Genomic DNA, 18,687 nt, shown 5'->3' with positions numbered 1-18,687 from the left:
TTTCCTCATGGGGCGCTGGTCAGGCGAATTTCGGCGGTCGTTTCTCGACGAACGCCCTCACTGCTTCGTGGTGGTCCGGACTCATGTGCGCGATCCCCTGATAGGCTGCGGACAGCTCCAGCAGCGACTCGAGAGAACTGCGCTCCCCCTCCCGCAACAGGCGCTTGGTCATCCTGAGAACACCAGACGGATTGGCTGCGATGCGGCCGGCCAGCTCACGAGCTGTTCGCATCAGATCTTCAGATGCAACGAGTCGCGAGATCAAGCCGCAATGGAGGGCCTGCTCGGCGCTCAGAGTGTCGCCCGTGAACGCCATTTCCGATGCCTTGGAACGCCCCACAACCCGCGGCAGCAGCCAGGCCCCGCCGTCGCCGGGAACGATCCCCACTTTTACGAAGCTCTCGGCGAAGGTGGCTGCTTCCGCGGCGATGCGGATGTCGCACATGCATGCAAGGTCGAGGCCGGCGCCAATGGCAGGGCCATTGATCGCCGCGATCACCGGGATGTCGAGGTTGTAGAGTGCACGGGGGATGCGCTGGATGCCGTTGCGATACTCCTCACGAACGACGTCCGCAGGAGGACGGTCACGTTCGTACTTCTGCATGTCTTTCACATTCCCGCCCGAGCTGAAGACGGGGCCCGCGCCAGTGATGATGACAACCCGAATGGAAGCGTCGGCCGCAGCCGAGGCGCAAGCGTCGACGAACTCCTGTGCCGCCGTATTACCGGTCAGCGCGTTGCGCGTCGCGGGTTGATTCATTGTGAACGTGACAACTCCATCCGCACGCTGGATTGAAAGAAAGTTCGTCATGCCTCACCCTCGGAAAGGTCGCCTACCTGCCGCACGAGATCGAGCGCTCGGTCGCTGCGCGAGACCAGGGCGTGACCGAGGACATCATGCCAATAGCTTTCCGAGCCGGCGACTCGCCGCCAGTCGTGAAGACGCCGGGTGTATAGCTGCAGCGCATACTCTTTGGTGAAACCGATCGCGCCATGAATGGCATGCGCGATCGCGGCAACTTCGTGTGCTGCCTCTGATGTTCGAGCCTTTGCCACAGCCACGCCTTCGAGCTGGAGTTTCCGAAGCTCTCCGCGGCAACCCATCTGCGCTGCCATACGAGCTGCGAATACGTGCTCAGCCATGACGCTGAGCTGATGCTGAATCGCCTGAAACTTGCCAATTGGACGCCCGAATTGCGATCGTTCACTTGCGTACTGCAGTGTCATCGCGAGAGTGGTCTGCATTGCCCCACTCAGTTGCGCGGCATAGATGCAGGCCCTCAGCATGAGCGCTTCCGGCGGGAGAATCTGCTTCCCTCCCACCGCCAGCGGACCCTCCGGAATACGCTGGCCTGCCGAGGCCAGGATCGCCCGCATGACCATGGTTTCGCCAAGCGGCAGGGGAAGCGCGTGGGCGCCGCAAAGCTCCAGCAGGGGAAACGCGTCAACCAGCGACATCCCGGCGCCCCCGGAATCCTCGGACAGCATCGCGTTAGGAAATCCGGATTCCTCCAGCATGGCCCAGAGAGAACCGCCGGAGCTGCCTTCCTTCTCGAGTTCGCGGACAGTTTGATGAGAGCAGTGGTCCGCCAGAACCCGCTCCAGCGCATTTGCGAAAATGTTCTCCATGTCCGCGTCCTACCGAAGGCCGAGGCCCCGTGCGACCATGCCACGCAGGATTTCGCGTGTACCGCCGCGGAGCGAGAAGGAAGGTGACACTTCCACGAGATACTTCAGCGTGGCTAGCAGCTCCAGCGGAACGTCGTCATCGACGCGCGAGGCCAGGTCATCCGCGATCCACGTCGGGATCTGCTGCTCGAGGCTGGTTCCAAGATCTTTCACGAGTGCGGCCTCCACGACCGGGCTCTCACCGAGCGCGAGCTTTCCTGTCAGAGCGACGGACATGGCCCGGAGAGCCGCGAGGTTCGCGGCAATCCGGCCGGCCAGGCGGATCGAATGGGGGTTCCGGCCTGGTTCAGCCCGCAAGAAGGCGAGCCACTCGTCCAGCAACACCACGCTCGAAAATATCCGTTCAGGTCCGCTGCGTTCGAACGCCAGCTCGGAGTTGACCTGCTCCCACCCTTGGCCCTCGATGCCGATGAGAGCGTCCTCCTGCAGCTGCACGTTCTCGAAGAACACCTCGCAGAAATGGGCATCGCCCGTCAAGTCGCCGATGGTCCGCACGTTCACGCCAGGCAGCTTGAGATCGACGATAACTTGCGACAAGCCCTTGTGACGATCGTCCGAGTCCCCTGAAGTCCTTACCAGGGCGATCATGTACTGGCATCGGTGGGCATGCGAAGTCCAGATCTTCTGACCATTCAGCAGCCATCCACGTTCATTGCGGGTCGCGCGAGTCCGGACCGAGGCGAGGTCGGACCCGGCATTGGGCTCGCTCATTCCGATGCAGAAGAACGCTTGCGCGCTGCATACCCTGGGCACATAGAACTGCTTCTGCGCCTCTGTCCCGTATTTCACGATGAGGGGGGCGCTTTGCCGATCGGCAATCCAGTGAGCTCCGACGGGCGCGCCGAAGTTGAGCAGCTCCTCAGCGAGCACGTATCGCGCAAAACTGCTTCGGCCACCGCCGCCATACTGCTTCGGCAGGGTGAGGCCCATTAGGCCGCGTTGCGCCAACTCGCGCGAAAATTCCGCGTCGAATCCATACCACGATCGGGCGCGGGACGCTGGAGACATGCCGTGGGTGGCCCTCCGAAGGAAGCTTCGGATGTCCTCGCGTAGTGCCTCGTCCTCTGGGGGGATTGCGGTATGGCTGAGGCTTGCAATACTCGTCAAGCAAAGACTCCAGTACGACCAGGGGTCTCGGCTTTTTTCGGGGCGAACGGATCGAAGTAGGTAGAGGGCATCAGGTCGGGGGCGCTCCTCGCTCGCCTTTCGAGCCAGAACGCTGCGCCCGCCGGCATGACGTTGAACCCCTGTTCGTCACCGAGCTTTCGCGCGGCGTCCATCGGCCAGTTCGGGTTGTAGATGAGTTCTCGCGCCAGGGCGACCACGTCCGACTTTCCGTCTTTCAGGATCTGCTCAGCCTGATGCGGGTGAACGATTAGGCCCACAGCCGCCGTAGGGATGCCAGTTTCCCGCCTGACTGTCTCCGCGAGGTCCGCCTGAAACCCGTACTTGGTGCTGAGGCCTTTGGTCGCAGGGGACTCGTCGATCCCGCCTGAGGAGCAGTCGATGAGATCGACGCCTCCCCTCCGTAGCATTCGGACCAGCGACAAGGTGTCCTGCATGCTCCAGCCCGACGGGGCTCCGTCTATACATGAGAGTCGTACAAACAGCGGCTTGTGCGGGGGCCACACCGCGCGCACGCCATCCACGACGTGCAGCAACATCCGAACGCGGTTTGCGAAGCTGCCGCCATACGAGTCACCGCGTCGGTTCGAGATCGGTGAGAGGAACTGGTGCAGAAGGTAGCCGTGAGCGGCGTGAAGTTCCAACACCTCGTATCCGATGAAGTCCGCGCGTCGCGCGGCGGAAATGAACGCTTCGGTCACTTCCTGGATGTCCCGCATGGTCATCTGCCGGGGCATCGGAAATCCTTCCGCTTGCGGGATGGGGCTGGGGGCGATGACCTCCCAGTTGTGCCAGTCGGAGATATCGGGTGAGGCCTCCAGTGACCCTCTTCCCTGGGTGGGCGGCTTAAGTCTTGCTTTGCGTCCCCCGTGGATTAGCTGGATAGCTGGCACCGCGCCGCAAGCCGAGACGAGTGCGACGATGCGCTTATAGAAGTCTGCGCATTCATCGTTCCACAAGCCGATGTCTCCCGGTGTTCCACAGCCTCGCCGCTCGACGGTCGTGCCTTCCTGAAAGACCAGTCCGGCCCCGCCGGCCGCGAGGCGTCCGAGATTCATCAGGTGCCAGTCGCTGGGCTGCCCGTTCCGGCCTGCGTACTGCCACATCGGGGATGCCATCACGCGGTTCTTGAGAACGACGTCGCGCAGTTGGAGAGCGGAAAACAGGCGAGTCTTCATTCGCAGGAAGTTTTCATGACAAGTACCGCGATTCGGGCGCGCAGATCAGCGGCTGGCAGCCCGCTTGCGCAGGATTTCGGTGATGAACGCCGAGGTGAGCCTAACGACAGTGTTGGCTGCAATGCCCGTCGGATCGCGATCCTGTACATACTCGACCATTGCAACGCTGACAATGTTTGCCTTTTGTGCCACGCCGCGAATCAGTTTCATCGCCGGCCAGAAACCCAGTCCGCCCGGCGCAGGAACCCACACCGCGGGCATGAATGTCGGGTCGAGTCCGTCCAGATCGAAATTCACGTGCACATTGGCGCCTTCGGGAATGGCGTCGATCACCGGCTGGATGCCGCGATCGAAGAGGTCCTCGCCGGTGAAGAACTTTGCGCCCCACGCCAATGCGTCGCGTACCTCGGCTTCGCCACCCGAGCTCGGCCCCCGCGTGGCGACCTGGATGATGTTCTTGACGAATGGCATTTCCGATGCGCGGCGCATGCCGCTCGAAAGCCCCCAGCGCTCGTTGAGATTGGAATCGCGCCAATCCATGTGCGCGTCGATCTGGAGCACCGTGACCTCGTTGTACGAGCTCAGGCCCTGGAGCATCGGGGTCGGGACCGAGTCTTCCCCCCCGAGGGCGATGACGGTTGTCTTGCGCTCCGCCAGTTTCTCCACTGTGGACTTGATGAGGGCCCGGTTCATCTCAGCTTCATAGAAGTGGACGGGGAGATCCCCGATGTCCACCACGCGCTTGCTGCTCAGGACCGGCGCCTTCGTGTCCCAGTCATGGCGGTCGTGCATCCGGCCGAGCGTCACCGAGGCCTTGCGGAGGGCTGAAGGGCCGGCGAGGTTCGCGAGACCGTAGGGCTCACTGGAAAGGTAGGGCGTGGCACAGGGGATGCCGACGACCGCGATGTCGGCGTTCAGGGACTCGATGTCGTCGCACCGGGGAAGCCCCAGGAAGGTGAGGGGTGCGGTTGCAGCAGCAAATTGCTTCGTGGTGGTGACCATGATTGGTTAGTTGAGGATGGATTTCAGGGACTCGTCGAGAGCGCTGTGAATTCGATCAATGTCGGCGTTGGAGGTGGCGAGCGAGAAGTAGAACTTTCCGTGTGTGAGGACACCCCGGCGTACCATTTCCGTCATCAACCTCCGCTGGAGGCGCAGGTCGCCCGACACGCTAGTGCGGTAGTCGACCACTGGCACGTCAGTGAGGCAGATTTGGGACAGGGGGCCGGAGCCGATGGCCTGTCCCGGAATAGCTCGGCGCGCGAAAATCTCCGCGGCACCTGCACGGAAGCGATCGCCGATTTCGTACAGCCGCTCGTAAGTGCCGGACCGGCGCAGGACCTTCAAAGTGGCGATCCCCGCTGCCGCCGCGACGGAGTTGCCGCAGGTCGTGTTCCCCGTGAAGCACTTGCGCGGGTCCGCGGGAGCGCGCGGGTTCGCCAGCTGCATGATGTCGCGGCGCCCCGCAACGGCGGACAGGGGCAAGCCGCCGCCGATCACCTTGCCGAATGTGGCAAGGTCAGGACTCACATTGAACCTCTCCTGTGCGCCGCCCCATGCCAGGCGAAATCCTGTGACGACCTCATCGAAAATGAGAATGATGCCGTGCAGGTCACACAGCGTGCGCAGGCCCTCGAGGAACCCCTGCTTCGGATCGATGCATCGTTGCTGGGGCTCGACGATGATGGCTGCGATCTGGCCAATGGCGCGTTCCACAGTGGCCTTGACGGCGTCCAGGTCGTTGAACGGTGCGACGAGGACCTCTTGCTCCAGAGACTTGGGAATGCCGGCGCTGTCCGGGCGCGCAGTAGGGAAATGCGGCTGTGGTGAAGCTGGGGCCATGCTCATCAGGGCGTAGTCGTTGCCCCCGAGAAAGCCACCCTCGAACTTCAGGATCTTGTCGCGACCCGTGAACGCCCGTGCCAGGCGCATGGCGTACAGGGTCGCATCGGAGCCGGTGACGCCATATTTGATCTGGTCTGCGCATGCGATCGCAGACACAAGCATCTGAGCCAGTTCAATCCCGCGCTCGTTCAGCAAGTAGAAGTTCGATGGACATTCCACTGCCTCGTGCAGCGCAGTGACAACGTCGGGATGCGCATGGCCGAGCAGCATCGGGCCTGATCCGTTCACGCAGTCGATGTATTCCTTGCCATCGACGTCGTACACCCTTGAGCCCTTGCCGGTCCTGATGACCAGGTCCACTTCGTCGTCGAGCACGTACGTCGTGAACGCTCCCCCGGGCATGGCTTCGTGTGCAGCCGCAAGCAATGTCTTCATGGAGTCGAATCTGACCATGCACCCTGCGGGCGAACAACCCAGAAGAGCGGACCTTTGCTTCGGACTTTCCGGAGCCACGGCGTCAGATCCCGGATTCTTCCAATGCAAGGATCGGTACTTTTGGATGGCAAGTGATGAAGGGGCGGCTGGAAAATCCCCGGATGCACCTCGCCCAATTCGTCCAACGTTCAGCATTGCACTTTCCGGACCGGCCTCTTTGGCTTGGGCCCGGCCTGTCCATCAGCTATGCGCAGGGGGCAAGGCGGATCAACAGCATTGCCAATTCGCTGCTCTCGAAGGGGGGGCAGCGCGACCGGGTGGCGATCCTCTCGAGCAACCGCTTCGAGGCGTTCGAGATTTACCTGGCGACTCTGGCGGCCGGTATGACAGCGACTCCGCTGAATCCCAAGCTGCACGTCGACGAGACGAGCTATATGGTGGCGGATTCAGAAGCCCGCATCTTCGTCTTTTCCCCGGAATTCGGTGACGACGCCCGGAAGCTCCGGAAGCACCATGGGAGCGTCGGACACTGGATCTGCATGGAGCGATGCGAGGGCTTCGACTATTACGGCGATCTGCTCGAGGGCGTTCACAGCAACCCGCCGCAACTGCTGATCGAGCCTGACGACGTGGCCTGGCTCTTCTATACCTCGGGTACCACCGGCAAACCCAAGGGAGTGATGGAAACCCACCGCAATCTGGTGGAGGTCATCCAGCAACTGCGACTGAGCTCTCTTCGGGATGCGAACGAACACGATCGCGTCATTCACTTCGCTCCGATCGCGCACGCCACGACGACTGTGGGTCTCGCCTACCTGTCGGCCGCGGGGGCGCAGGTATTCCCGGGCCTGAAGAAGTTCGATCCTCCGCAGGCTCTCGAGGCAATTCAGGAGTTCTCCGCGACGGCAGGCTTCATGGCGCCGACCATGGTCCAGATGTTGTTGCAGGCACCGGACATCTCGAAGTATGACCTGAGCAGCATGAAGAACATCCTCTGCGCCGGCGCACCCATGTACGCGGAGGTTTTGCGGCGCGCGATCGAAGTGTTTGGCCCCATCTTCTCGCAAGGCTACGGGCAGAGCGAGGCGCCGTCCATTTGTGGCATGCACAAGTCCGAATATGACCTGTCCACCCCCGAGGGACTGGTGAGAACAGCATCCGCCGGACGCGAGTTGCCGGGCGTGTTGCTGCGGATCGTCGACGAAGACGGGCGCGAAGTGGGGCCCAACGTAGCCGGCGAGCTGACAGTGCGTTCGAACATCGTGACGCCGGGCTACTGGAAGCGCCCGGAGGCAACGGCCGAAGCGTTGCGCAACGGGTGGCTTCATACAGGGGACGTAGGCTATCGCGATGAGAAGGGGTACATCTTCATCACCGATCGGGTCAAGGACATGATCATTTCGGGCGGATCAAACATCTATCCGCGCGAAGTGGAGGAGATTCTTCTGATGCACCCCGTTATTGCGGAAGCCTGCGTGGTTGGCGTTCCTGACGACGTCTGGGGCGAGGCCGTCAAGGCGGTTGTCGTGCTGCGGGCCAATGCGTCGGTCTCCCAGGAAGACGTCATTGAGTTCTGCCGTACGCGCCTCGCCTCCTACAAGAAGCCGAAGTCCGTCGACTTTGTCGAAGCACTTCCGAAGAACGCCTACGGCAAGGTGATGAAGAAGGAAGTGAAGGCGGGTTACTGGTCTTTTGCAAATCGGTCGATCTGAGGATGGGGGCGGAATTGTCGACACAGAAGGACGGACTCGCCGCACGGGTGCGGGTCAACGAATCGAGACTCTGGGGATCCCTGATGGAGATGGCCAGGGTCGGCCCGGGTCTCGCCGGAGGAAACAACCGTCAGGCACTCACGGACGCGGACGGCGAGGCGAGGGCTCTGTTCCGTCGATGGTGTGAAGATGCGGGAATGAAGGTCTCGGTGGACCAAGTCGGCAATGTCTTCGCGACCCGTGCCGGCACTGATCCACAGGCGCCAGCCGTGTGCATGGGAAGCCACCTGGACACCCAGCCCGCGGGAGGCCGATTCGACGGCATCTTGGGCGTGCTCGGCGGCCTGGAGGTGGTTCGTGCGCTGAATGATCAGAACATCCGGACGAGGCATCCGATTGTCGTGACCGACTGGACGAATGAAGAGGGGTGTCGCTTTCCTCCAGTCATGATGGCCTCTGCGGTTTTTGCCGGCATCCATTCGGTTGAGTGGGCCTACGAAAGGAAGGACAAGCAGGGCAAGTCTTTCGGGGCGGAGCTGGAACGCATTGGCTGGAAAGGTGTGGAAGCGGTAGGGTCGCGCAAGTTCAAGGCGTATCTGGAATTGCACATCGAGCAGGGCCCCATCCTGGAAGCGGAGGGAGTCGATATCGGCGTGGTGACCGGCGGACAGGGCCTGACCTGGTTGCAGGTCGACTTGAAGGGACGTTCAGCCCACGCGGGAACCACCCCCATGGGAAGGCGTAGGGATGCGGGCCTGGGGGCAGCCCGAATCGTGCAGCTGGTGCACGACGTGGCCATGAGCTACGAGTCAAATGCGGTAGGCACCGTGGGTCGGATGGATGTTAGACCCAATGCCACGAACAGTGTCCCTGGCTCCGCCGAACTGGCGATCGACATCCGATCTCCCGACGTGGAAGTCCTTGCGGCGATGGAGCGGCGCATTCGTGAAGGCAGTGAAGCCATTGCCCGCAACCTTGGGTTGACGTGTGAGGTCAGTCGCCTGCAACATGCCGACCCCGTGACCTTTGACAGGGCTTGCATCGAAACCGTGCGCAAATGGGCCGGGGCCCTGGGTTACAGACGCCGCGACATCGTTTCAGGCGCTGGCCACGACGCCTATTGGCTGTCGCGGGTAGCCCCTACCGCGATGGTCATGTGCCCGTGCGTGGACGGGATCTCCCACAACGAAGCCGAGGATATCTCGCCCCGTTGGGCCGCTGCAGGCGCCAACGTCTTGTTGCACGCGGTCGCCGAACTTGCCATCCCCCTGGACTGACCGGGTGCTCCGCCGTGGCTTGCTTGATTTGACGCCGAATGCAAGCTGGCGCTGGACGCTGCTGCTCGTTACAGGGCTGTGGGGCTTGAACCTCCCGGTGTTGAAGTGGCTGACCGGACATTTCGACCCAGTGGTGTTGGCCGCCCTGCGGATGACAGCAGGATTTACCTTTCTCGCCTGCCTCTTAATAAGCCAGGGCGTTCGCCACGGGCTGCGTCCCCTGCATATCGGGCAGCTCATGTGCGCATCCGTACTGACCGTCTACCTTTACCAGCTCGCAGGAACGGAAGGCATCCACAGGACGACCGCGACCAACAGCGCACTTGTGTCGGCGCTTCACCCGATCGTCGCATCGCTCGTGGCGCTTGCCCTGCTGGGAGAAAGACTTCAGAGACGCGGCATCATGGGTGCCGTGCTCGGACTGGCCGGAGTCGCGATCGTCGTCATGCAGCAGCCCGCCGCGCAGTTGCAGCAGGCGACGCTCGGAGACGCACTGATCCTCGGTAGCCTGGTGATTTATTGCATCGGCGCAGTTCTTGCGCAGAAGGTGCTGAAAGATGTCAATGCGTTGACAGTGACCGTTGTGATGCAGTTCTGTGGTGCCACTATGCTGTTGGCGCACGCGGTGCTGAATGCATGGTGGACTGCAGAGCTGCCGCGAATGTCGGCATCGCCTCTCCCATGGACGGTACTGCTTTTGTCGGGTGCACTGTCCACCGGGCTTTCCGTGCTGCTCTGGAACCGGGTAATGGCTGCAGTCGGTATGGCGAAGGCGTCTGTAGCCTTGTACTGGGTTCCGATCTTCGCGATGGTCGCAGCGGTCGTCTTCTTGGACGAGCCACTCACGTTGTGGCACGTGTTGGGCCTGGCCCTTGTCCTGGCAGGGACCCGCCTGGCCACCCGCCATTAAGGGGACTGGAACCTGAAATGAAGCGCGGGAAAACGCCTGATCGACTCTCCGTTCACCGAACCTTTTTTCTTGAACATGCGATGGTTCGTAAATGACCCGCCGCCTAGACTGGATTTCCATTTCAGGAGCAAGTATGTTCTCGAGCCGAATCCCCCGGGCGTGCGCCGTTGCCGCCATCACCGCCCTCGCGGCCTGTGCCGCGACCGCGCAGCAGTGGCCAAACCTCCAGGGCCAGCGTGTCACCGTCGCCAACTTCGGTGGTTCGTTGCAGCAGGCCATCCGCGATGGATGGGTCGAACCCTTTGAAAAGGCCACCGGCGCCAAAGTGGTCCTCGACTCTCCCAACCCAAAGGCAAAACTGAAGGCAATGGTTGACGCCGGGAACGTGAGTTGGGACGTCTTCACGGATGACTCGGCGTATATCCTGGAGCACTGCGGCGTGCTTTTCGAAAAGGTTGATATCTCGAAGTTCACTGCGGCTGGGATCGACAAGCGCTTCGTCAGCAATGAATGTGGCGTGCCCTCGGCGGTGATTTCCTATGTGTTCGCCTACAACGAGGACAAGTTTCGACAGGACCCTCCGAAGTCCTGGGCTGACTTCTTCGACCTGAAGAAGTACCCGGGCAAGCGGGCGGTGTTCAACTCTGTCCTGACCGGGATCCTCGAAGTCGCGCTTCTCGCGGATGGGGTTCCCGCCGATAAACTCTATCCGCTGGACGTTGACCGCGCGCTGCGCAAGCTCGACACGATCAAGAGCAGCATCACATGGACACAATCCACGGGTGCCTTGACCGACGCTTTCGTGAACAACCAGGTGGACATGGCGCTGTCCTTTGGCGGGCGCACGTTGGCGGCGGCACGGGCGGGGGCGAAGGTTGCAGTCATCAGCGATCATCAAATCGTCACCTGGGACCAGTATGCAGTCGTGAAAGGTACGAAAAACAAGGCGGCCGCGGAAGCCTTCCTGCAATTCATCGCCCAGCCCACGCAACAGGAAAAGATCACCGAGCTGCGTGGCTCAGGCAACGGTAACGTGCTGGCCAAGCCGAAGGTCGATCCTATCGTGGCCCGGTTCCTGCCCTCTCCGAAGGCCATTCCGCAGAATCAGGAATGGTGGGCAAAGAACTTCGCGACCGTGAGTCAGAAGTTCGTCGCATGGCAGTCGAAGTGAGCATGAAGGACATGCTCGCCTCTGCGCGCCGCGTCATGCCCGGCGGTACATTCGGCTCATTTGCGCTAGACGAGGAAGTGGACCTCGTTATCAAGAGCGGCAAGGGATCGAAGGTGTACGACATTCATGGACGCGAATACATCGATTGCGTGAATGGGTCAGGACCGATGCTGTTGGGGCACTCCCATCCCGATGTGGTGCGCGCCCTGCACGCGGCCGTGGAGTGGCCGTCGAATTCCTACCTGCTGAATGAAAAAGGGATCGAACTCGCCGAACATCTGGTCGATGCCATTCCATGTGCCGAGCAGATCAAGTACGGGGTGACTGGCTCGGATGCGACCCTTTACGCCATGCGCCTGGCGCGCGCGTTCACGGGTCGCGACAAGATCCTCAAGTTTGAAGGTGGGTTCTTGGGCGGAAATGAGTATGCCCTCATGAGCACCAAGCCCACACCGCCCCTGGCCGACTTCCCGACGCCAAAGCCAGACAGTGCCGGCATACCGAGCGTCCTTGAAAACGAAGTGCTGATCGCGCCCTTTAACGATCTGGAAGCGGTCCGGAAGATCGTAGCGGAGCACGGAAAGCAGGTTGCCGCCATCATCGTCGAGGCGCAGCAGCGCTCCATCGAGCCACAGCCCGGCTTCTTGCAGGGACTGAGGGCTCTGTGCGATTCCAACGGGATCGTCCTGATCTTCGACGAGGTGGTCACCGGGTTCCGGCTGGCCTGGGGCGGCGCGCAGGAGCGCTACGGGGTGACGCCCGACATGGCCGCATACGGCAAGGTGATCGGCGGCGGTCTGCCCCTTTCGGCCGTGGCTGGGCGCGAGGAAATTCTCAGGCTAGCGGATCCGCGGCGTGCGTCTGACCCACGATACTGCTTCATCGGAGGCACGACCTGCGGCAATGGGGTGGCGGCGGCCGCTGGGATTGCAACCCTCGAGGTGTTGCGACGGCCAGGGACCTATGAACGCCTTAGCGCCATCGGCAGCAGGTTCAAGAATGGAGCAGATGAAATCTTTCGCCGGCACGGCATTCCCGGCCAGGTCATCGGCTCGGGCGCAATCGCCCAGTTCGTATTGAGCGACCATCCGGTAACTGACTACCGAAGCAGCATCTCTGGAGACTTGGCGCTGCAGCGAAGATTGACGACCGAGATTGTGCGAAGGGGGGTGCTGACGCACGGGAAATTCTATTTCTCGCTGGTGCTCTCCGACGACGACATCGACAAGATCTTGACCGTCGTCGACGATTCGCTGAAGGCGGCACTGAGGTGAAGTGAAAAAAATGGGGCGGCATCTTGCCGCCCCTTGAGTTTCAGGTGGTCAAGTTCGGGGCCAGCTTGCCGGCAACGTATCGCTGGAAGAGGTGGAGACCTCGCTCCCAGTGCGGAGAGAAGCGGGTCGCCAGGCCGAGCTCGTGACGTTGGTGCGAAAGGGCCTGGACGGTTTCCCAGATCGGCTCGTCTTCTCCGAAGACTTCCGTCCAGAAGTCGGCGTTCTTCTGGCGCAGGGCGTCATATTCGTCGGAGACCGCTTCCGTGACGAAACGGCTCTTGCTGAAATACTCGGACGATTCCGCTCCAGTGGGCACGATGATGGAAGTGGAGATCGTGTAGGGCCCACAGGACAGCACGGTGTTGGGGAAGACGAAGAGTACAACTGATTCAGCGACCCCCGTCTCCTTCATCTTCGGCATCATGGGAAGCTGCATGTCTTCCCTGGCGGTCTCATAACGCCGAACAGCTTCCTCGACGCTTCGTCTGGACGAGAAGCCGGCGTACACGTTTCCGCCGTCCTCCGTCTGGTAATCGACGCTGTGGCTAAAGGCCCGGTGAACATACGGCAAGTGGTAATCCTCGATAGATCCTTCGAGAATGATCTTCCAGTTCGCGTTGTAGCTGAACTTGCCGGAGCGGCCGCCGGCCGCCGGCGTCACCTGCGATAAGTCGACGCTTCGCTCCAGCCGCGAGATCATCGGATTCAGATGCTCCAGCAGCGGAAGCGCCTGGCCGTCGATGTTAACGAAGAGCACGTCGAACCACTGTTCGCATCGGATCTGGACGAGCCCCAGGCTGGACTTGTCGATGCCGGGTGACTCGTTCTGACGAACGCCTGCGATTGCAGGGGTGGCAATCAGCTTCCCCTCGAGGTTGTACGTCCAGGAGTGGTAAGGGCATTGCAAGTTTCTGACAGTGCAGCTTTCCGTTGTCACTTTCATGCCGCGATGACGGCAGACATTGTGGAAGCACCGGATCTTGCCGTCGCTTCCGCGTACGAGCACCAGTTCCCAGCCCGCAATCGAGATCGGCTTCGCATTGCCCGTCTCGGGTAAGTCACTGGCGAAACCGACGCCCATCCACCCGGCGGCGAAGACCTTGCGGCGTTCTGCTTGATAGAAATCGTCCGCGAAGTATGCGCGGCCCGGGAGACCCAGAGCCGTGTCGGACGGGGTGAACAGGGATCGGACTTCGTCCGGGGTAAGCACAGCAGCATCTGACGCGGGCATCTTGTCGTTCCTCGAGGTTGGCGGAACGATTATTCTGGTCGGCATCTACTCCTCAAGCCATCGTACAAAGTCGAACCTTGGATCGGCACCGGGAGGTCTCGGACAAGACGAAGTTAGGTTCTGGGCTGCGCGATGGTCCGGGGTGGCGGTCGTTCCTACACTGGCCTTGCTCACTTGCAGCATTCTCTGCGTCCAACCCATGCCTACCGGAGGGCCCATGAATATTTCGTACCAGCATGTCCTCGGTGCACTTGCACTGTTGCTTTCCACTGTTTGCCCGGCTGCGGGAGCGCAGCAGTGGCCGGATCTGAAGGGCCAAAAGATCACGACGGCCGACTTCGGCGGCTCGTTTCAAGCAGCGATCCGCGAGGCGTGGGTCAACCCCTATCAAAAGGCCACCGGCGCACAGGTGCACATGGATTCTCCCAACCCCAAGGCCAAGCTGAAGGGGCAGGTCGAGGCCGGAAACGTCGTCTGGGATGTCTACGCTTCGGATGCCTCATTCGTTCAGCTCAACTGCGGCACTCTCTTCGAAAAAGTCGACACGTCGAAGTTTGTCGCTGCGGGCATCGACAAGCGCTTTGTCACCAACGAGTGCGGCGTCCCGACGGCCATCGTGGGGTATGTGTTCGCCTACAGGGAAGACAAGTTCCCTGAGGCCCCGAAAAGCTGGGCGGACTTCTTCGACCTGAGGAAGTATCCTGGTAAGCGCGCGATCTATAACAGCCCCACTACCGGCATTCTGGAAATTGCGCTGCTGGCGGATGGTGTGCCGGCAGACAAGCTCTATCCTCTGGACGTCGATCGCGCGTTTCGCAAGCTCGATCCAATCAAGAGCTCGATCGTCTGGACGCAGTCGACGGGCGGGCTCACGGATGCGTTCGTGAACAACCAGGTGGACCTGTCGCTCGGCCTGTCGGGCCGGATCTATGCAGCTGCAAAAGCAGGCGCCAAAGTGGCGGTGGTGAACAGGCAACAGGTCCTCACCTGGGACCAGTATGCGGTGGTGAAAGGCTCGAAGAACAAGGCAGCCGCGGAAGCCTTCCTACAATTTGCTGCCCAGGCAGAGCCGCAGGCGCGCATGACGGAGCTGACGTCCTACGCCTTCGCGAATGCGAAGGTCCGTCCCAAGGTGGACCCTCTCATCGCGCGCTTCCTGCCGGACCAGGAAAACGCGATCTTCCAGGACCAAGACTGGTGGTCCAAGAACTTCGACGCGGTGAACCAGCGCTTCGTCGCTTGGCAGTCGAAGTGAGGTAAAGAACGGCGTCGGCGAGCGCTCAGAAGCTCGCTGCGCCATTTGGCGGGTCGTTCCGCAGCAGCGACCCCGCCCTAACTGGGAGTTCCGATGCCTGACCTGCGCCCGCTCGATTCGAGAGCCGTTCCTCGTTTTGCTCAACACGCTACTCTTTTCCGCGCGCCGATCGTTACGGACACAGCTGGGCTGGACATCGCCCTTGTCGGGGTGCCGTACGACCTGGGGTCGTCCAATCGCAACGGAGCCCGGCTTGGGCCTGGTCAGATCCGCGAAATGTCGCGCCTGATCCGGCCGATCAATGCTTCTACGGGAATCAACCCGTTCCAGTTGTGCAACGTCGCCGACGTTGGGGACGCGCCCGTCAATCCCCTGGATAGCCTCGCGTCGATCGAGAGCATCGCGGCGTTTGTGCGCAACCTCACGGACCAGGGAATCAGCACCGTCGCTTGCGGGGGTGATCACACCGTGTCGCTTCCTGTGCTGAGAGGGATGGTCACTCCGGGGAAGCCTGTCGGGCTGGTTCATTTTGATGCCCACACTGACACCAGCGATCTGCTCTGGGGAACTCGCTACAACAACGGCACCGCATTTCGGAGAGCGGTCGAGGAAGGCCTGGTCGACCCTAAACGCACCATTCAGATTGGTATCCGGGCCAACCTGTTCAAGTCAAACGACATGGATTTCACACATGCCTCAGGGATCCGTGTGATCACGATGGACGAATTTGATGAGATAGGGCGAAAGGGCGTGATTGCCGAAGTCACGAAGACAATTGGCGATGCCCCTACGTATGTGACATTTGACATCGACGGTTTGGATCCGGTTTATTGCCAGGGTACCGGTTCTCCCGAGCCGGGGGGGCTATCGATGCGTGACGCTCAGGTGATCCTAAGAGGACTGCGCGGCTGCGATGTGATCGGGGGGGACGTTTGTGAGGTGTCGCCGCCGCTCGACTCCGCGGGTATCACCGCGGTGCACGGTGCCAACTTGATGTTTGAGATTCTGTGCCTAACGGCGGAATCCCGTCATCGCCGGAGCGCAGGGTAATAGCCGAATTGTCGGCGTCGATCTCGGGCAGGTCTGGGACATGACAGGACCGCGACGCGCGACAACACTCCTACATCGGCGCGCTCAGGCGCGCTTGTGCCGGCATCGCGATCTTCAAGTCCCCGAGAAGGCGCCACGCCGAAGCAAGCATCGCGTGACGGTGATGGTTTAGCAAAGGACGCGCTCGGACAATGAATGAACCAACTACGTCAAGAATGTCCTCATGCGAATCCCAAAGAGATCCCGTGCTGCCGCAACTGCCCTTCTTTTTTGCGCCACCGCCGCTTTCGCGTTCGCCCAGAGTGCCCCCAATCTGCAAGGTCAGAAGATCACCATGGCCATATTCGGTGGGTCGCTGGAGAAGGCTGTCCGGGAGGGCTGGGTCGAACCGTTTCAGAAACTGACCGGGGCCCGTGTGATTCTCGATTCGCCGACGAGCAAGGCCAAGCTGAAAGCCCAGGTCGACTCGGGCAACACCGTGTGGGACGTATTCACCGAAGATGCGGCGTATGTGGCGCTTCACTGCGGCACGCTGTTCGAGAAGGTCAACACTTCGAAGTTCGTCGCGGCTGGTATCGACAAGCGGTTCGTCAACAATGAATGTGGCGTGCCAGGCGCTGTCGTCGGCTTCGTGTTCGCCTACGACGAGGGTAAATATGGGGCGCACCCACCGCGAAGCTGGGCGGACTTCTTCGACCTGAAGAGATTCCCGGGCAAACGAGCCATGCACAACAACGTTGTAAACGGTGCGCTTGAGATGGCACTACTGGCGGACGGCGTTCCTGCAGACAAACTCTATCCCCTCGACCTGGACCGCGCCTTTCGCAAGCTCGACACCATCAAAGGCAGCATCGTCTGGACACAATCGTCCGGCGGTCTGACGGACGCGCTCGTGAACGATCAGGTTGATCTTGCGCTGGCTTACCACACACGCGCTTACGCGGCCGCGAAAGCAGGGGCGCCGGTTGCTGTGGTGCCGGATCAGTGGATCCTGAGCTGGGATCAATACGCGGTCGTCAAGGGCACGAAGAATCATGCAGCGGCAGAGGCTTACCTGAACTTCATCGCGCAGCCGGAGCAGCAGGCGAAGATGACGGAGACGCGTTCCTCCGGTAATTCGAATGCCCTCGCAAAGCCTCAGCTGGACGCGCTGACGGCGCGGTTCGTCCCGTCTAAAGACAAAGGGATCCTGCAGGACATGGAATGGTGGGCCAAGAATTACGACGTGGCGAGCCAGCGCTTCGTCAACTGGCAGTCAAGGTAGGTGCAGGCAGGCCACTGCTGGACTCGCGGCCTTTCCGCAGACTTCCGCCCGCCGAACACCTTGGAGCGGGTCACGGACACGGCCGCGGAGCGGTCAATCAAGCCGTTACGCGACGCCGAGCAGCAAAGCTGCACGCATTCTGTTGATCTCCCTCTTTTCACCGATAAGGATTTGATGTGACCGAGTTTGCCGTCAACCGGCGCGTTCTGCTACAGATCGGTGCTAGCGTTCCACTGAGTGGCATGTTGAACGCAGCCCACGCGACTGAGACAATAAGGTTCGTCGTTCCGTTCCCAGCGGGAGGAACGACGGATAACCTCGCGAGGATCATCGCGGCAAGCATCAGCACGGCCGGTCAACAGGTCGTTGTCGACAATAAGCCCGGCGCTAATGGAATTATTGCGATCCAGACAGTGCTGCAAGCTCCTCAAGATGGAAGGACATTGCTGTTTACCGCTCCCTCTCCGGTCGCCGGCAACGTCGCGTTGTACCGAAACCTTCCCTATGACCCGTTGCGGGACTTGGTTCCCGTCGCGCGCCTGCTGCGCACGCACATGTTATTGGTCACGTCGGCCGATGGGCCTCACCTGACGTTTACGGGTTTGAAAGCTGCCTCGAGATCCGGAAACCAGATCACATTCGGCGCCGCGTCGACAGGCTATACACTGATCTTCGAGCACATTCGACGACACGCAGGCATCGACGCCATTCCAGTGAACTACAAGGGAACTGTTGCCGCCCTGCAGGACGTCGCCGCGGGGCGCGTAGACATTGCCGTCACGGATCCCACCGCAGGCTATCCGTTGATTCGCGCCGGAAAGCTGCGGGTCTTGGCCGTTCTCGATGAGCATCGCGACGACAAAGTTCCACAGGCCCCTACGAGCAAGGAAGCTGGGGCGGGCGACCCCATTTTCTTCCAGTGGCTTGCAGTGTTCGCCCGCAGTGGCACACCACAAAACGTTCTAGACCGTATGCGAGAGCAGCTGGCAGCTGCCATTCGGAATCCTGCGGTCATTGAACAAGCCAAGCAGAGTTCGGCTGTTCCTTTTTGGGGAGATGCGCAATCGGTTCAATCTGCGCAGACTTCGGAGATTGAAAGGTACAGACAACTCATGAGAAGTGCCGGTGTGGATCAGCAGTAGGCTTCATGAGCGCTTCCATGACGGACTGCATGAGCTGAGCACCGCCCTTTGACCAAGAGGACGCGTTGGCAAAAGCCATGATGTGGGGGTAGCATGGGGGGTACCGGTCGTGGAGGACAAGCAGAAAGT

Annotated in this window: 16 protein-coding genes; 9 read left to right on the top strand and 7 right to left on the bottom strand. The window is 61.1% G+C overall.

Annotation, left to right across the window (positions count from 1 at the left end; all coding sequences use genetic code 11):
* Positions 1-19 precede the first annotated feature (19 nt).
* From AC1DSA_RS10625 to AC1DSA_RS10600, 6 genes are read right to left on the bottom strand one after another with little or no spacing between them, the layout of a single operon-like run.
* A complete protein-coding gene (locus AC1DSA_RS10625; RefSeq protein WP_477888844.1) occupies positions 20-811 on the bottom strand; it encodes a crotonase/enoyl-CoA hydratase family protein in 792 nt (263 codons plus the stop codon).
* On the bottom strand, positions 808-1,629 hold the full coding sequence (locus AC1DSA_RS10620; RefSeq protein WP_477888843.1) for an acyl-CoA dehydrogenase family protein: 822 nt from the start codon (positions 1,627-1,629) through the stop codon (positions 808-810). The genes AC1DSA_RS10625 and AC1DSA_RS10620 overlap by 4 nt, the downstream gene beginning before the upstream one ends.
* Positions 1,630-1,638: 9 nt before the next feature.
* Positions 1,639-2,796 (bottom strand): acyl-CoA dehydrogenase family protein, encoded by a 1,158-nt coding sequence (locus tag AC1DSA_RS10615; protein WP_477888841.1) that lies wholly within the window; start codon positions 2,794-2,796, stop codon positions 1,639-1,641.
* Positions 2,793-3,992 carry an NADH:flavin oxidoreductase/NADH oxidase gene (locus AC1DSA_RS10610; protein WP_477888839.1) on the bottom strand — a complete coding sequence of 400 codons (1,200 nt, stop codon included), beginning with the start codon at positions 3,990-3,992 and terminating at the stop codon, positions 2,793-2,795. The genes AC1DSA_RS10615 and AC1DSA_RS10610 overlap by 4 nt, the downstream gene beginning before the upstream one ends.
* A gap of 45 nt (positions 3,993-4,037) precedes the next feature.
* Positions 4,038-4,994, bottom strand: coding sequence for an arginase family protein (locus AC1DSA_RS10605; protein ID WP_477888837.1), 957 nt, complete (start codon positions 4,992-4,994; stop codon positions 4,038-4,040).
* A 6-nt stretch (positions 4,995-5,000) separates the two neighbouring features.
* A complete protein-coding gene (locus tag AC1DSA_RS10600; protein ID WP_477888835.1) occupies positions 5,001-6,272 on the bottom strand; it encodes an aspartate aminotransferase family protein in 1,272 nt (423 codons plus the stop codon).
* A gap of 161 nt (positions 6,273-6,433) precedes the next feature.
* Here AC1DSA_RS10600 and AC1DSA_RS10595 point away from each other — a divergent pair, with 161 nt between their 5' ends.
* The 5 genes from AC1DSA_RS10595 to AC1DSA_RS10575 all read left to right on the top strand — a co-directional run bounded on the left by AC1DSA_RS10595 (position 6,434) and on the right by AC1DSA_RS10575 (position 12,616).
* A complete protein-coding gene (locus tag AC1DSA_RS10595; protein WP_477888833.1) occupies positions 6,434-7,984 on the top strand; it encodes a class I adenylate-forming enzyme family protein in 1,551 nt (516 codons plus the stop codon).
* Between the two features lie 2 nt (positions 7,985-7,986).
* Positions 7,987-9,261 (top strand): Zn-dependent hydrolase, encoded by a 1,275-nt coding sequence (locus AC1DSA_RS10590; protein ID WP_477888831.1) that lies wholly within the window; start codon positions 7,987-7,989, stop codon positions 9,259-9,261.
* Between the two features lie 4 nt (positions 9,262-9,265).
* Positions 9,266-10,171, top strand: coding sequence for a DMT family transporter (locus tag AC1DSA_RS10585; protein ID WP_477888829.1), 906 nt, complete (start codon positions 9,266-9,268; stop codon positions 10,169-10,171).
* A 133-nt stretch (positions 10,172-10,304) separates the two neighbouring features.
* Positions 10,305-11,342: an extracellular solute-binding protein gene (locus tag AC1DSA_RS10580; RefSeq protein ID WP_477888827.1), complete on the top strand. Its 1,038-nt coding sequence runs from the start codon at positions 10,305-10,307 to the stop codon at positions 11,340-11,342.
* The gene (locus AC1DSA_RS10575; protein WP_477888825.1) at positions 11,327-12,616 is read left to right on the top strand and encodes an aspartate aminotransferase family protein; all 1,290 of its coding nucleotides are present in this window, start codon (positions 11,327-11,329) and stop codon (positions 12,614-12,616) included. Before AC1DSA_RS10580 ends, AC1DSA_RS10575 begins: the two co-directional genes overlap by 16 nt.
* 40 nt (positions 12,617-12,656) lie before the next feature.
* Here the strand turns inward: AC1DSA_RS10575 and AC1DSA_RS10570 are convergent, their stop codons facing one another.
* Positions 12,657-13,847 carry an aromatic ring-hydroxylating oxygenase subunit alpha gene (locus AC1DSA_RS10570; RefSeq protein ID WP_477888823.1) on the bottom strand — a complete coding sequence of 397 codons (1,191 nt, stop codon included), beginning with the start codon at positions 13,845-13,847 and terminating at the stop codon, positions 12,657-12,659.
* Positions 13,848-14,064: 217 nt separating this feature from the next.
* On the opposite strand from AC1DSA_RS10570, the gene AC1DSA_RS10565 reads away from it, so the two are divergent.
* The 4 genes from AC1DSA_RS10565 to AC1DSA_RS10550 all read left to right on the top strand — a co-directional run bounded on the left by AC1DSA_RS10565 (position 14,065) and on the right by AC1DSA_RS10550 (position 18,558).
* Positions 14,065-15,102, top strand: a complete 1,038-nt coding sequence (locus AC1DSA_RS10565) for an extracellular solute-binding protein (protein ID WP_477888821.1) — start codon at positions 14,065-14,067, stop codon at positions 15,100-15,102.
* A gap of 93 nt (positions 15,103-15,195) precedes the next feature.
* A complete protein-coding gene (gene speB / locus AC1DSA_RS10560; protein ID WP_477888819.1) occupies positions 15,196-16,152 on the top strand; it encodes an agmatinase in 957 nt (318 codons plus the stop codon).
* A gap of 223 nt (positions 16,153-16,375) precedes the next feature.
* Complete coding sequence (locus AC1DSA_RS10555) at positions 16,376-17,416, top strand: extracellular solute-binding protein (RefSeq protein ID WP_477888817.1); 1,041 nt, start codon at positions 16,376-16,378, stop codon at positions 17,414-17,416.
* Positions 17,417-17,658: 242 nt separating this feature from the next.
* Positions 17,659-18,558 carry a Bug family tripartite tricarboxylate transporter substrate binding protein gene (locus AC1DSA_RS10550; protein WP_477888815.1) on the top strand — a complete coding sequence of 300 codons (900 nt, stop codon included), beginning with the start codon at positions 17,659-17,661 and terminating at the stop codon, positions 18,556-18,558.
* The last annotated feature ends 129 nt before the right edge of the window (positions 18,559-18,687 follow it).

Source organism: Ramlibacter sp. P4_H7 (genome assembly GCF_056400765.1).
This window is presented reverse-complemented; position numbering and strand designations above follow the sequence as displayed.

Excerpts from the sequence above, each read along its gene's own strand:
- AC1DSA_RS10595 (WP_477888833.1), top strand. The coding sequence starts at position 6,434 with ATGCACCTCGCCCAATTCGTCCAACGTTCAGCATTGCACTTTCCGGAC.
- AC1DSA_RS10605 (WP_477888837.1), bottom strand. The coding sequence starts at position 4,994 with ATGGTCACCACCACGAAGCAATTTGCTGCTGCAACCGCACCCCTCACC.
- AC1DSA_RS10550 (WP_477888815.1), top strand. The coding sequence starts at position 17,659 with ATGTTGAACGCAGCCCACGCGACTGAGACAATAAGGTTCGTCGTTCCG.
- AC1DSA_RS10580 (WP_477888827.1), top strand. The coding sequence starts at position 10,305 with ATGTTCTCGAGCCGAATCCCCCGGGCGTGCGCCGTTGCCGCCATCACC.
- AC1DSA_RS10620 (WP_477888843.1), bottom strand. The coding sequence starts at position 1,629 with ATGGAGAACATTTTCGCAAATGCGCTGGAGCGGGTTCTGGCGGACCAC.
- AC1DSA_RS10610 (WP_477888839.1), bottom strand. The coding sequence starts at position 3,992 with ATGAAGACTCGCCTGTTTTCCGCTCTCCAACTGCGCGACGTCGTTCTC.
- AC1DSA_RS10600 (WP_477888835.1), bottom strand. The coding sequence starts at position 6,272 with ATGAAGACATTGCTTGCGGCTGCACACGAAGCCATGCCCGGGGGAGCG.
- AC1DSA_RS10625 (WP_477888844.1), bottom strand. The coding sequence starts at position 811 with ATGACGAACTTTCTTTCAATCCAGCGTGCGGATGGAGTTGTCACGTTC.
- AC1DSA_RS10555 (WP_477888817.1), top strand. The coding sequence starts at position 16,376 with ATGCGAATCCCAAAGAGATCCCGTGCTGCCGCAACTGCCCTTCTTTTT.
- speB (WP_477888819.1), top strand. The coding sequence starts at position 15,196 with ATGCCTGACCTGCGCCCGCTCGATTCGAGAGCCGTTCCTCGTTTTGCT.
- AC1DSA_RS10565 (WP_477888821.1), top strand. The coding sequence starts at position 14,065 with ATGAATATTTCGTACCAGCATGTCCTCGGTGCACTTGCACTGTTGCTT.
- AC1DSA_RS10575 (WP_477888825.1), top strand. The coding sequence starts at position 11,327 with ATGGCAGTCGAAGTGAGCATGAAGGACATGCTCGCCTCTGCGCGCCGC.
- AC1DSA_RS10570 (WP_477888823.1), bottom strand. The coding sequence starts at position 13,847 with ATGCCCGCGTCAGATGCTGCTGTGCTTACCCCGGACGAAGTCCGATCC.
- AC1DSA_RS10590 (WP_477888831.1), top strand. The coding sequence starts at position 7,987 with ATGGGGGCGGAATTGTCGACACAGAAGGACGGACTCGCCGCACGGGTG.